The sequence below is a fragment of the Wolbachia endosymbiont (group A) of Philonthus cognatus genome (assembly GCF_947251755.1).
Lineage (GTDB): Bacteria > Pseudomonadota > Alphaproteobacteria > Rickettsiales > Anaplasmataceae > Wolbachia > Wolbachia pipientis.
In genome coordinates this window covers 1160146-1174772 of record NZ_OX366388.1, presented here as the reverse complement: position 1 = coordinate 1174772, position 14627 = coordinate 1160146, and the positions used below count along the sequence as shown (strand labels likewise).

Here is a 14627-nt window from a genome sequence, read left to right as displayed (position 1 = left end):
ACTCACTTGCCCCTCTTAAATGCTCTCAACATCCTGAAAATTTGAATAAAAGTAATTGCTATTTTCAGAAACTTTTTGAAAAATTACCACAAAATATCTAAATCTTTAATAGGCAAGACCGCACCATTTGCTTGTAGATAGTAATGTGTTGGCTTTATTAACTTGTGCTCTACTTTATCTCCTACTGAAACTTTAAATTCCATATCCTGCACACAAAGAAATCCATATTTAGAATTGGTCCCATATCCTGCAGCATTACGAAAGAATTTAATCTGTCCAAGAGTTGCAAGATTATTTATTCTTTCTCTAATATTGCGCTCACTGCCAAGACCCTCTTCTCCTTCAAAACGCTTTGCAAATTGTCCAGCAGTATAAATATTACCTTGATATGCGCTACTGCGAATTAAACTCAAGATAACCTCATGTTTTCTCATCCGTTCTAAATCCAACTTTTTACTATATTGATCTCTGATTATTGGTTCTGAATTTAAAACTGAATTGTCATGTACAAATGCCCCATTTTTCCAGTAAAGTGTCATTTGCCCGTTATTGCACTGCGAATAGTTAGATTTTTTGCGCGATAAAATTCTCTCATCAGGAGAAGCATTAGCTTTATCTGGTCTAGTCAAATACCAACGAGACCTTACTGTATTATTCCATGCTGTTGAACCGCCTGTGCCAGTTTTACGTATTATTCCCGCATCAGAAGGGTGGGCAAGTAATAAAACAGCTCCTTTTATTGCTTGAGCTATTCGACCACAACAACCTTGAATAAATTGTCTCACATGAGAACGGTCGTTTTCATTTCCTCCAAATAGGTCTGCTGCTGTATCTAATATCACAAGCTTCGGCTGAAACGATTCAATATCCTCAAGTAACTCTTGAAAGTACGTAGTTAATTGACCAGTATCTTTGTTATTAAAAACCATAAGTTGATTATTGTGCCCTGCTCGTGACCATAAGCCAACATTATCCTGAAAATCAGAAGATTCCATACCTGATTGATAAAATTCATTTATTGCGCATTGCCGACGCCAAAGTTCTTCTTCATCATCTTCACAGAACACACCATATGTCTTTATTTTTTCCAGATCTATTCCAAGCCAAGGTTTACCAAAAGCAGCGGCTGTCATTAATTGTTGAGCAAGGAGAGATTTTCCAACACCACCATCACCATAAAGAGCTGTAACACTTCCTACAGGGAGCCAATCCTTAATAACCCACTTTCTTTCTGGAGGGATATTGGTCCAAACTGTAGTATCAATTCTTTTTGACTTTCTTGAAGAATAAGGGCTTTTGTTGTTAAGGATAAATTCTTCAACGTTCATTCCTTCTAGCACACTATCTGCAGCATCCCAAGATTTTGGCTTATCTTGAGGAATCTTGAGAATAGAAAGTGATGCAACTCCAAAACCAGAAAGCTTTTTTGCGGCTTCTTGAGCATAATCTTTTCCAGGATCATCGTTATCTGGCCATATAATAATGTGTTTACCTTTAAGTGGAGTCCAATCAGTTTTCTCAATAGGTGCTTTTGCTCCAAACATTGCTGTTGTTGCAGTGATCCCTTGTTCTATGAGTAGCTCAGCACATTTTTCCCCTTCTACCAATATCACTCTATCAGATTTAGTGATGCCTGGAATGTTATACAGAGGCCTGATCTCAGGTGCAGTAAAGGTAGATTTTTTAGCATCAAATGGTTGATAACTTTTTCCTGAAGCAGTATCATAACGATATTTGCTGGCAATCAACTGATTATCCTGATCGAGATAGTCCCATTGAGTTATTCTCTTTTGCTCTTTAGTAGGTCGCTTGTTACATCCTATCCATTCACTTATCGAAGAAATTACTTCAACAAATTCTATTTTAGCGTTTTTCCCATGTGCAGCTGCCCAAAGATCAATAATGTCACCACCGTCCCCAGTTGCAAAATCAATCCATAATCCGACCTTGCCATACGCTAATTCAACTTTGAGGCTTTTGCCTTTATTACCTTGTACATCACCTATCTGAAATTTGTCACCATGAAAAGTTCCTCTTGGAAATAAATAAGAAAGGCATGATCTGATGTTTAATAATAGTTGTCTTTTTATTTCTTCTACATCAAATTGTTCTAATGGTTCTAAATGTGAGACAGCGTCGTTAAAATCATAATTTAAAGTATTTTTTTCTTTGACATCAGTTAAAAAATCTTGTACCATAAGTTGAAGCTCCTTTTAAAGTTAAGTGTTTGAAAGGTTTTTGAGCAAGGCTGTATTGGTTGCGGTCTTGTTCTCTTAATCATGAAGTAAAAAATGTAGTAGGTGGTTCTCTTGGCAAAGCTTGAAAATATATTAATAAGTGAAGGAAGTCAGTTCAGGTTTATAGTAAAGGTAAGATTGAAGGCTCTTAGAGTTTTCTTTCTTTTAAGACAAAATACTCTAATGTAATTCTACAATATTTTCCTCACTATGTCAACTTCCTATTAAATAATCATAATGCTTCTATTTTGTCACATTGATATATTACATATTTATAGTATGTAATATATATTATATATAAGGAAATTTGCCATTTAACATTTTGGTTAAACCTCCACATATACGCAGCTTTGGAGCCGATTGGCAATTTTGCCAAATGAAATTTTATTTGCCATTTGAAATTCTCTTAAGGTATTGATTTTCTTGTATTTCTCTTTGTAAGTTCATCTGGTTATTTGGTAGGTTTGCCAAATGATTTGCATTTTGAAGCTTACTTTAATAAGTAAATATACCTATATGGTAGAAAATTTATGACAGTTGCTTACTGCATAAACTAAGTTCACTTATTAACATAACTCAAGAGATGCTTATATTTCTGTACCATTTACTATAGTATACCGGATCCCTTATCGATCTTTCCGGAAGTGAGGGAAATTTTTCCAAAACACTTTTACTCCTTATTATAAAAACATCTAACTTTAAACTTACACTGTTCCCTTACTATATATGTTCACCAAAATTATAAAAACTGTTCACTTTTTTAAAAAATTTTGCACAACTCCGCTTTCTATTAGCTTTCATACTCCACTAAATGACTTCTTTTCTAAACGATATATACTAGAAATGCAGTCCGAAATATGAATTGCTCTAAAATTTTTTTCATTACGATTTTTCTATTAAACTTTAATAGAGCTTAACACATTTACAATATACTCAGGGGAGAGATTTTTCATCTATAGGAAGTAGCCACAAAAATGTTGTATTAGTAAAGTTATTCATAATAATTATTTGTGAATTAAGTGCTTTAGATTCGAGATTACATAGATTTTTGGCAGTTTAAGCTATTTTAGATTGGAAAATGAAATCTCCTAAAAGGAAAAAACCCAGCTATATTAAAGGGTTAAGGATAATTTAAGTTTGAAATTCAAAAAAACTTCTTAATTGCTTTGAAAGCTAGGATTATAGAGGGTTTTTGAGTGTAGCCCAGTTTCGGGTAAAACCTTATATATTATATATATAATAAATAATAATATATAATAATAGAACATATAGGATATGTACCTTTCATAATACCTACCTAAATATTATTAACGCGCTTAAATGTTTAATTTATTACTTTTTTAATTTTTAAATAACAAGTTAAGCAAAAAGACATGAACTGTAATAAGTTTTAACCGGGTACTCAACTGAAATGGTTTTCAAAAAGGCTAATATACCGTCCATTTTAATTTTTAACCGAAATATAAAAGTTATTTAAAAAATAAACTCAAGTGGCAACTAACCGGTTTTTTAAAGCCGCCTATAACCTACTCTAACTACTCAGGTGGACCAGGGGATATCTGCATTTCATGATATTAGTAGACATAAACCTAGTCATTGTAAGATAATTAAAGGTATCACTCAAAGGAAGATAAATGTGTGGCCTATTCTTCAAAGTAAGGTTTTAAGGAATAAAAAGCTGTTCTGAGTCTTGTGATTTCCAGTAAAATTGAAAAATTAGGAACAAAAACATACTATACTTAACTCACTGAATTTCTATGCTTTTAGCCACTTAGTGTATTACTTTTCTATTTCCAAAAGACTTAATGAATCAGATCGCCCTAAACAAAAATACAACACAGGGACAAAAATATGAAAAACCTACTATTGCATTTTGGATAACCTAAAAAAAGATGAAAGATAAATGTTTACAAAAGACAAGATGGCTAATAGTAGCGTTTTAAAAAGATTCTACAACTTTAGGGTACAATCGTACAACTAGGACCTAAGTTACTCATGTAAGGTAGCTCAAAACTTGATTAAGAGTAATTTTTAAATTATTTTTTACCTTAAACTTTTACTTGCTATAAAAAAACCTTACCTTAGTCTATCACGTTTTTTATTTGTTGTAAAATATTTTTTCAAAAAAGTGAACGGTCTTTTAAATCGGTGCAATAAAAGCTGGTTATTTTGGAGGTCTTATTGAAATATAACGACTTTTATCTAAAACTCTTAAGAAAATATTTCAGATAATCTCTATAAACAAATTGTAGGTGAAGATAAAGAAAAAAGTTTGAAATTGCTGCAAACATAAGCTACAAAACCGCTTAAAACAGAGACAAAGATCAAAATTTATTTATTTACGTCTCCAATTTTATCGCGTATAATAGAGACAAAATTTCCACTATATTATTGGTAGATAGAGATATAGAGCTTTCTAAAGGGTGGGTCACCCCCCTTGAAATTAAAACAAAAGCAAGATGTCAAACACAGATAACTCAACTATAAGCTGGTCTTTGTTGTAGTTATTTTCTCACCTGCTTTAATTAATTCGTCAAAATCAGATTCATACTCTGTACAGCCTTTCTTATAATAGTCCGAATGCGATAAGATATGTGTTAGCAGGCCAAATGTTGTTTTTTTACATTTTTAAGATAAGAAGTGGATAGCTGAACTTGTTTTTTATACAGCATTTCTTATATTGATCAAATCTTTCAATTGATTATTGCTAAATTCTGTAATCCAACTCTCGCCGCTACTTATAGTTAAGTTTGCTAACTCTTCCTTACTTTGAATCATCTCATCAATACGCTCTTCAAAAGTACCTGTTGAAAGTAGCCTGTACACCATAACATTACGTTCTTGCCCAATACGGTACGCTCTATCTGTTGCTTGTGCTTCCACTGCTGGATTCCACCATAAATCGTAATGTATTACATGGTTTGCTGCTGTTAAATTAAGCCCTGTTCCACCAGCTTTTAAAGATACTATGAGAATATTTGATCGAAATGAGTTTTCAAAATCATTAACCATTTTGTCTCGTGCTTTACGGGATAAACTTCCATGCAAAAATGGCACTTTTGATTCAAACTTTTCTTCAAGTAGCCTAGCTATAATCTCACCCATTTCAGTGTATTGAGTAAATATCAATGATTTTTCTGCAAGCTCACTAATTCCTATCAATATCTCTTCTAGCATCTGCATCTTTCCTGACTGTTCAATACTTGCACGCTTTTTCTTGCCAAAATGCGATGGATGGTTACAAACTTGCTTTAAAGCATTGATAAGCTTAAGAATTAGACCCTTACGCTCAATTCCTTCACTCTTTTCTATCTTTTTCATAGTTGTGTTAACTACTTCTTGATAAAGTGCTGTTTGCTCTGGAGTTAGAGAACAATAACGATTATTTTCAATTTTATCTGGTAGATCCTCTATAATGCTTTTATCACTTTTTACCCTACGTAGCATAAAGGGATGAGTAACTTTCATGAACTTCTCTAGACAAACTTTGTCTCTCGCTTTTTCAATTGGTGTTGCAAAATGAGTTTTAAATTCCTTAGAGCCTGTTCATAATCTTTTCAGAAGTAAGGCAGTGAAAGCCAGAACGACCATTTGTAGGCTAGTATTGAGTTTTCGCTCACAATTTTTCCACAATCTTCTACATTTTTCTAACCAAGCAAAAGATCGCTCCACAACCCATCTTTTGGGCAATACAACAAAGGAATGTAATTCATTTCTTTTTATCACTTCAACGGTTGCACCAATAATCGTTTTTATTTGAGTTGCAAAATTCTCTCCAGTATAGCCTGCATCAACCAGTACATTTTTAACTCCCGAGAGGTTTTCTTTTGCATTTTCGACCATTCTCACAGCACTGCTACGGTCAGTTATCTCTGCTGTTGTTATATAAATTGCATGGGGCAAACCTTGCGTATCTACTGCAATATGGCGTTTTATTCCTGAAATCTTTTTGCCTGCATCATAGCCTTTTTCTTCAGCAGTATCTGCATTTTTTACACTCTGTGCATCAATTATGCAGAAGCTGGTTTTTTCTTTCCGACCATTGTTTTGTCGGACCACGCCAACTATTTTTTTTTAACACCAGCTCCAGAACACTTTCTTTATCTGCATCTGGTTTTTCACTCCACTTCTTAAAATAGTCGTAACAATTGCGCCATTTTGGAAACTCTTTTGGTAGCATTCTCCACTGACAACCGCTTTTCAGAACGTATAACACTCCACAAAATACATCATACAAATCAAGTTTTCTTGGTTTTGTTTTTTTTCTACAGGACTCTAGATCTGGTAACATAATCTCAAATCTTTCCCGACTTATATCACTTGGGTATAAACTCCTCATATATCCTAACTTATATATATTATCTCTTAGTTTATTCCTTTCTTGAGATCATGTACAGGTTCTAAGGATATTACAGTGTATGAAAAGATTTTACCAACCGATTACAAATCGCCAGAATATGGAAGTATTGTGCCAGTTGAAGATTCAAACATTTGGCTTTACTATAATTAGATCTCAGCTACAATACCAGACTCCAGAACTCTTCAGTCTTGGCAGAATCTGGTGCAGTTTATGAGATCTGGTACTTTCTGCTAGCAAAAAAATGATGTATTTTCAATAGTTTAAGGGTTGACAGATTTCTGAGCTGCAATCTGGTTTAGGTGGCAAAAAACTTAGGAATATTGAGGGGTTTTGACCAGTTTTCAGTCTCTAAAGTTTTCTATTATTATATAATAATAAGTAGTATGAATTAACATATACTACTTTCATCTTACTACTCAGAAAACTTAACTTCTGCAAAAAGGTAAAAGCCACTACAATTAAGTTTCAAAGCGATTATACAACCCACCAACAAGATAGCTTAAAACTCAATTAAAAGGCATTTCTAAATTGTTTTTTACTTTTATGAAATTTAGCTCTAAGTTTTTACACTTTTTTGATCAAGACTTTTCTTTTCTTCCACCAATTTATCAAAGTCTGACTTATATGACTTATCCTGTGTTTTTCTAAATACCTCATATTCTTTTGTAGCTAGGGCAATTGCTACTTCATGAGAGGTTTTGCCATAATTCTGTAATATATCTTGCTCATTAAATCTTAAAAATGCATCGAGTTTCTCTTTCCAATCCTTCATATACATTACTTTACCCCTGGCAGCTTGAAACTCTGCGTAATCTATATACATATTTACTATTCTGTTTAGCTGAGCAATTTCATTTTTATCTAAATAGTTTTTTGCTACTTGCGTGTCAGAAAGAAAGATTTTTCCCTTAGGCCCCTTACGCCAATTTGTTAATCCCATATTAGGTTTACTTCTATCCACTCTGTTAGCAATAATTTCTGCTGCTGTATTTCCAGTAATAGCAAAATGCAATTTATTCTGCACTATAGCAAAGAAATTTTTTGTTTCAGTTGAACAGCTTGCATAGTCTACTGAAGTTGCATAAATGTCTGTGATTTTCTGATAAGCCATACGCTCACTTGCACGAATTTCTCTAATTTCTTCAAGCAACTCATCAAAAAACCGAGTGTCAAATCTAGAGCCATTTTTAAATCTATTGCTATCAATCACGAAACCTTTGAAAATATACTTCTTTAGCTTATCAGTTGCCCATGTGCGAAAAGCAGCACCACGCTCTGAATTGACACGATAACCAACTGATATCACAGCCTCTAAATTGTAGAAAACCACATCACGTTTTACTTCTCTTTCTCCCTCTTTTTGAACTATCGAGGATTCCTCGGTAGTTGAGTTTTTATCTAGTTCTTTACATAGATAAATGTTTTTTAGGTGCAATGAAATATTATCAGTTGAACAGCCAAATAACTCAGCCATATGTTTCTGAGTAAGCCATAGATTTTCATTTTCAAATCTAACTTCAATACATACCTTTCCATCATCTGTTTCATAGAATAAAATTTCATTATGATTCCTGTTCATACACTTCCTTTAACACCCTTTGAAAAGCAAATAAAAAGTACTACTAATGATTAGATTGATATAAATAAACTTACAAGTAAGTTTAACACCGTTTTTATTCATTGTAAAGAAAAAATTTGTATGAAGGAGAAAACTCACTTTGCAACAGCTTTCATAAGTTCCTTGTATCTCTCATCTTTTTTTATTGAGTGTTCCCAGAAAACCTTTAAATTAGCTGATAGCAAGAGAAACAAAGTGTTTGCTAAGTTGCGTAATTGAGAAGAAATAACTTAACTCAAACAAAAAAAATTTAGTGCAAATCAAATTTCCAACCTCATTTCTAGTATATATCTGTTAAGAGGTAGTTGAAAGAGCTACTATAACGTAGACAACCTTAATCCATATACTTCTTATACCAATATTCGTTATTGGGAAGACAAATGGAACACGTTATAAATTTGCTTAATTCCCCAGTTATAGGCAAAAAGAGCTCTTTTTCATTTGTTTTATTACTAACGGGACTTGGTATTAGGAGTAGCACATGATTCTCGAATTTCCGTTGTTGGCCAACAAAAAAACTATAAACCGCTTTTTGATAGTACGTTCGAGGAACCAGACGATATTTTGGAATCAGTGCTACTTATAGTTTTAAATAATGTCAATCCTAACACTGGACCTCGGTAAACAGACAGGCTGGGCAATTCTAACAGATGGAGTAATTGAAAGTGGGAGCAAAAGTTTTCATGGTAGCCGTTTTAGCGGAGGTGGCATGTGCTTCTTGAATTTTCGTAATTGGCTCAATTCTTTGAAAGACATTTCTGCAGTGTATTTTGAGGAAGTGAGAAGACATCTAGGAACTGATGCAGCGCATTGCTATGGCGGTTTTCTCGCAGTTCTGTCTGCTTGGTGTGAAGAGAACAATATTCCCTACCAAGGTGTTAATGTTAAAACTATCAAACGCTTTATAGCAGGCAAAGGCAATGCAAGTAAGAGTGAAGTTATTGAAGCGATACGTGAAAAAAGTTTTTTACCTAGAGATGATAATGAGGCCGATGCTTTGGCATTAATGTTCTATATTAGTAAAGATATTAATAAGATGAAAAATCCATAAAAAGTGGGTCCTTTCGGCCATAATGGCGGGTTTGGTGGGTCAGACCCCAGGCCTTCTTTAGCGTCAGAGATATTTTGAATATTAACTTTTTAATTATTAAGATATGAATTTAGCAATCCACTACTATCCTGTTGAAAACCTCGTCGAATATAAGCGTAATCCTCGTAAAAATGATGACGTAGTAAATAGAATGTGTGCTTCAATCAGGGAATTCGGCTTTCGTATACCAATAGTTGCAAAAAGCGATGGAACTGTGGTTGATGGTCATTTAAGACTTAAAGCAGCAAGAAAACTTGGTATGGAGAGTATTCCAGTGGTCTTAAGTGATAATTTAAATGAACCACAAACTAAAGCTTTTCGGTTACTGGCAAATCAATCAGCTAATTGGGCAAAGTGGGATGATGAGCTTTTGAAAGTAGAAATTCAAGAGTTAGAAGATTTACAGTTTGATCTTAAAATGACTGGATTTGAATTAGAAAAAGTTCAACATTTCCTTGATGATTTAGATAGTGAAAAAGAAGATCTTTCTGACTTAGCTGTTGATGACAAAAAGGTAACAAAACCAGGTGATCTTTGGATTTTAGGTGATCATAGAATCTATTGTGGTGATAGCTCTGTAGTTGAATCATTTAAAGCAGTACTGGGCGATAAAATGGCAGACATTACTATTTGTGATCCTCCATATAACGTTGATTATGGTAGCAGTCAAGAAAGAGAGGATAAAAAGATACTAAATGATAATCAAGGTGAAAAGTATGAGCTTTTTCTCTATGATATTTGTACTCATATTTTAGCATATACGAAAGGAGCAATTTACATCTGCATATCATCATCAGAGTTTTCAACGTTGCAAAAAGCATTTGAGGAGGCAGGAGGAAAATGGTCAACATTTATCATTTGGGCAAAGAATCATTTTACACTAGGCAGGTCTGATTATCAAAGACAATACGAAGCAATGCTCTATGGGTGGAAAAGGGGCAATAAACGTGAGTGGAATGGAGGTAGAAATCAAAGTGATCTATGGTTTTATGATAAGCCAACACATAACTCACTGCACCCAACAATGAAGCCAGTAGAGCTAATGGAGAAAGCAATAGTTAATAGCAGCAGACCTGGGGATACTGTACTTGATCCATTTAGCGGTTCTGGCAGCACACTGATTGCATGTGAGAGAACAGGAAGAATTTGTAGGACAATAGAGCTAGATTCAAAATTTGTAGATGTAACCATAAAACGTTGGCAAATATATACCGGAAGAGATGCCCTTTTAGCCAGTACTGGTAAAACTTTTGCAGAAATTCAAGAAGAAAATTCGTAAAAAGGAGCAAAAAGAGAGGAGGAAAAGAGTGGAAAAAATCACGCAGACGGAATGGGCAAGAGAGATAGGAGTATCAAAGCAATATGTCTGTTATTTAGTAAAAAAAGGAATAGTTGAGTTGGAGGATGGTTTGATCAATAGAGAACAAGCAAATGAAGCAGTAGCGGCAATAAGAGATCCAAGTCAGCCACTGAGGAGGAAAAATCCAGAAAACGAAAATACAAATAACCTTTCTACAATGTTGCTAAAAACTAGAATAAAAAATGAAATGGAACGAGGTAAACTTCTTGAGGCAAAGGCAAAAGCTGAGATTGGTGAACTTGTAGCGGTAGAGGAAGTAAAGCGCGAAGCATTTAATATAGCAAGAGTTGTCCGTAATAATTTACTTAATATTCCAAATAGAGTTTCAGCACTACTTGCATCACTGAGTGACACTGAAAAGATTCATATGGCGCTAACTGAAGAGATTACAAACTCACTTGAAGAATTATCTAACGCTAAATTTTAATAATGTCTGCTAACTTAAGTTTAGAATTAATAAAGTGTCTCATTAATCAACCAGGAGTGGATGTAAATGTTAGAGGATTAAATGGAAAGACACCGCTACATTATGCAGTAGAAATTAACGAGCTTAGTATGGTTGCGCTCTTACTAAATAGGAAAAATATTAATCCACTGATCACTGATGATGATGGTAAAAGTGCGCTCTCTTGTGCAAGAGAAGAGATATTACAAGCACTAATCAATCACAAATATGGATTGGAGAAAGATAGCTTACTTCATTTAGCTGCGATGTTGAATGAAGCAAATGCTGTAAGGTTTTTACTCGACAAAGGGGTTAATGTTAATGAGCAGAATGCTCTACTACATACAGCATTACACTTAGCAGCAGGAGCTGGAAATGAAGGGATAGTAGAAATTTTAATTAGAGAAGGAAATGCGGATAAGGACATTCTTGATGCGAGAAATCACGCAGCAATTCATTATGCAGTAAACAACAAGAAAATAGGAGTAGTAAAAAAACTAGTAGACCTCGATGCAAATGTAAATAGGACCGGTAGTGGAGAAAATGCAACAAAGTTATCACCTCTTCACAATGCTGTAAGCGTTAGCAATTATGATGAACGAGATTTGTGTTTGGATATTGTAAGGTGTTTAACAAATGCTCCAAACTCCAAGGTCAATTTACAAGACTATGAAAATAAAACACCATTACATTATGCTGAAAGACTTAAAACAATAGAGGTTTTACTAACGCGAGAAGATATAGATCCTTTGATTAGAGATGATAAAGGCAAAACACCATTTTGTTATGCAAGAGAAAGGAATAAACAAGATATAGTGGAAATTTTAATGAGTAGTAAATATGGAGAAGATAAAAACAGTTTACTTCATTTAGCTGCAAAAAAAGGATATGAGGAGTTCCTAGAAGAGATTTTAGAAGAGGGAGTTGAAGTAGATATTTTAAACAATAAAGGAGAATCAGCGATATATCTTGCAGCAATAAATAGACATTTTAATATAGTAAAATTACTGCTAAAGAAAAGAGCAGATGCTACAGATGTTTTTCAGTACGCAATAACAACAAATAACGTAAAACTGATAAAGTTATTAAGCAAAGAAAAAGATATAGTTTTATTTGGAAAAAATGACAACTTTCCAACATTTCATTTATTGAGCAATAAATATTTTGAAGAAAGGAAAATAGCAGACAAAAAAATAAAGAAATATATCAATATCGTCTGTGTTTCTATAACAGTATGTGCAATAGCGATAGTGGGAATTTACCCTAACATTATAGCTGCAGTAATGGTGGGAATAGTTGCACTCATAGCTGCAATAGTAATGAGTAATTTAATTCAGAAGTATATAGAAGAAGCGCTTGAAAAGAAAATGTTTATTGAACTCGAAAGTGAGAAAACAAGTAGTCCTAATTTAAGTGATGTTGAAGTATCATCTAATGATGGTGAAGAGCTAGCAATATGATATACGCCACATCATTTTCTGAAGGTTTAAGACCAGATCCAGAGCTTAAAGTATCAGAGTGGGCGAATGAGTATCGAGTTCTAGCACCAACTGCAGCATCAGAGCCAGGAAAGTGGAGAACGGAAAGAACTCCTTATTTAAAAGAAATCATGGATTCACTTTCTCCTTCTTCACCGGCTGAAAAAATAGTATTCATGAAAGGAGCGCAGATTGGGGGAACAGAAGCAGGAAATAATTGGATAGGCTATATTATCGATCAAACACCAGGTCCAATGCTGGTAGTACAGCCAACAGTTGAAATGGGAAAGCGTTGGTCAAAAGGAAGATTTGCGCCACTGATTGAAAGTACACCATGTTTAAAAAGTAAAGTAAAAGACCCAAGGTCAAGAGATTCAGGGAATACTGTACAAAGTAAGGAATTTCCAGGTGGAATAGTAGTAATAACCGGAGCAAACAGCAGTGTAGGACTTCGTTCTATGCCAGTAAAATATCTCTTTCTTGATGAAATAGACGCCTATCCAGGAGATTCGGGAGGAGAAGGAGATCCAGTACTGCTTAGTATTGCTCGAACTAATACATTTGCACGGCGAAAGATTTTTTTAGTGTCAACGCCAACGATTCATGGAATAAGTAGAATTGAAAAGGAATTTGAAGCAACGGATAAGAGATATTTTTTTGTACCATGTCCGCATTGTAATGACTATCAAGTATTAAAATGGTCACAAATAAAATGGGAAAACAATGACTCAAAAACAGCACACTATATATGTATAGAATGTGGTGAAAAGATAGAAAATCATCAAAAGACAGAGATGCTTGAGCGTGGAGAATGGAGGCCTACTAATAGAGTAAAAGGTGAGAAAAAAGGATTTCATCTTTCAAGTCTTTATAGTCCAGTTGGCTGGTATAGTTGGCAACAAGCAGTAGAAGATTTTCTCCATGCAAAGGAAAGTGAACAATTACTGAAAGTTTGGATAAATACCACACTTGGAGAAACCTGGGTAGATAAAGGAGAAGTACCAGAATGGAAGCAATTATTTAACAGAAGAGAATCTTTTCAGATTGGTACAGTACCAAAAGGCGAAGTGGTACTCACAGCAGGAGTAGATGTACAAAAAGATCGGTTAGAAGTAGAAGTTGTAGCCTGGGGAAAAAGCCGTGAAAGTTGGTCAATAGACTACCAAGTATTTGAAGGTGATACTGGAGGAGGAGAAGTATGGGGAAAACTCTCTGAGCTGTTAAATCATCATTTTATCGGTGAAAATGGTCTTGAATACATGATAAGCATGATGGCGGTTGATGCTGGGTATGCGACACAAGAAGTATACAATTGGGTAAGAGGTCATCAAGGCTCTGGAAGAGTAATGGCAGTGAAAGGTGTAAATAAAGCCCTAGTACCACTTAGCAGCCCAAGTAGAGTAGATATAACAGTTGGTGGTCAAAAGCTAAAGAGAGGAATAAAGCTCTGGCCAGTAGGAGTATCGATATTAAAGTCAGAGCTTTTTCAATTACTTAATATTTTGAAAGAAGAAGAGGGAAAAGCTCTACCTGGATATTGTCATTTTCCCGAGTATGCACCTGAATATTTTAAACAGCTAACGGCAGAGCAATTAGTCAGCAAGGTAGTAAAAGGATACACCAAACAAGAGTGGCAAAAGGTAAGAGAAAGAAATGAAGTACTTGATTGTCGAATTTACGCAAGAGCTGCATCTATTGCGCTTGGAATCGATCGTTGGCCAGAGAGTAAATGGAATAGTTTAAGTGGAAAAATGGAAAGTAAAAAGCCTAAAAAAGTAAGACAGAGTAAATGGCTGGAAAATGTATAACGAAGAGTATTTAGTTCAAGTCGAAGAAGCGATAAAGAAGCTGCAAAACGGAGAGCGAGTAGTATCAATTGCATATGGTGACCATGTAGTGAGATATGCTGAAGTTCAGATAAATGATTTACTAAACTTAAGACAACGTATTAAAGCTGAGCTAAAAGTTGCAGGTGTGAAGCCAAAGAGGAAAATTGTTTTTTCAACAAGTAATGGGATCATATAATATCGTTGAAAGGA

The 14627-nt window shown here is 34.4% G+C and carries 10 protein-coding genes; 6 read left to right on the top strand and 4 right to left on the bottom strand.

The genetic code is table 11. The features are described from left to right. Positions 1 to 83 precede the first annotated feature (83 nt). From OPR21_RS05460 to OPR21_RS05445, 4 genes are all read right to left on the bottom strand, one after another. On the bottom strand, positions 84 to 2198 hold the full coding sequence (locus OPR21_RS05460) for an AAA family ATPase (RefSeq protein WP_265029639.1): 2115 nt from the start codon (positions 2196 to 2198) through the stop codon (positions 84 to 86). A 2700-nt stretch (positions 2199 to 4898) separates the two neighbouring features. Then, positions 4899 to 5744 carry a DEAD/DEAH box helicase gene (locus OPR21_RS05455; RefSeq protein WP_265030307.1) on the bottom strand — a complete coding sequence of 282 codons (846 nt, stop codon included), beginning with the start codon at positions 5742 to 5744 and terminating at the stop codon, positions 4899 to 4901. A 39-nt stretch (positions 5745 to 5783) separates the two neighbouring features. Next, positions 5784 to 6576, bottom strand: a protein-coding gene (locus OPR21_RS05450) for an IS5 family transposase (protein WP_265023453.1) whose coding sequence is annotated in 2 segments (ribosomal slippage) — positions 5784 to 6311 and positions 6313 to 6576 — 792 coding nt in all. Because the reading frame shifts where the segments join, the coding sequence is not laid out codon by codon here. A 577-nt stretch (positions 6577 to 7153) separates the two neighbouring features. Then, the gene (locus OPR21_RS05445; RefSeq protein ID WP_172758862.1) at positions 7154 to 8176 is read right to left on the bottom strand and encodes a virulence RhuM family protein; all 1023 of its coding nucleotides are present in this window, start codon (positions 8174 to 8176) and stop codon (positions 7154 to 7156) included. Positions 8177 to 8810: 634 nt separating this feature from the next. Here OPR21_RS05445 and OPR21_RS05440 point away from each other — a divergent pair. The 6 genes from OPR21_RS05440 to OPR21_RS05415 all read left to right on the top strand — a co-directional run bounded on the left by OPR21_RS05440 (position 8811) and on the right by OPR21_RS05415 (position 14613). Continuing rightward, complete coding sequence (locus tag OPR21_RS05440) at positions 8811 to 9266, top strand: crossover junction endodeoxyribonuclease RuvC (RefSeq protein ID WP_253303080.1); 456 nt, start codon at positions 8811 to 8813, stop codon at positions 9264 to 9266. A gap of 103 nt (positions 9267 to 9369) precedes the next feature. Further along, entirely contained in the window at positions 9370 to 10584 is a 1215-nt protein-coding gene (locus OPR21_RS05435; protein WP_265029640.1) for a DNA modification methylase, read from the top strand. A gap of 28 nt (positions 10585 to 10612) precedes the next feature. After that, positions 10613 to 11092, top strand: coding sequence for a hypothetical protein (locus OPR21_RS05430; RefSeq protein WP_265029641.1), 480 nt, complete (start codon positions 10613 to 10615; stop codon positions 11090 to 11092). Between the two features lie 2 nt (positions 11093 to 11094). Next, the gene (locus tag OPR21_RS05425) at positions 11095 to 12570 is read left to right on the top strand and encodes an ankyrin repeat domain-containing protein (protein ID WP_265029642.1); all 1476 of its coding nucleotides are present in this window, start codon (positions 11095 to 11097) and stop codon (positions 12568 to 12570) included. After that, on the top strand, positions 12567 to 14396 hold the full coding sequence (locus OPR21_RS05420) for a phage terminase large subunit family protein (RefSeq protein ID WP_265029643.1): 1830 nt from the start codon (positions 12567 to 12569) through the stop codon (positions 14394 to 14396). Before OPR21_RS05425 ends, OPR21_RS05420 begins: the two co-directional genes overlap by 4 nt. Further along, on the top strand, positions 14389 to 14613 hold the full coding sequence (locus tag OPR21_RS05415; RefSeq protein WP_265029644.1) for a gpW family protein: 225 nt from the start codon (positions 14389 to 14391) through the stop codon (positions 14611 to 14613). Before OPR21_RS05420 ends, OPR21_RS05415 begins: the two co-directional genes overlap by 8 nt. Positions 14614 to 14627 lie beyond the last annotated feature (14 nt).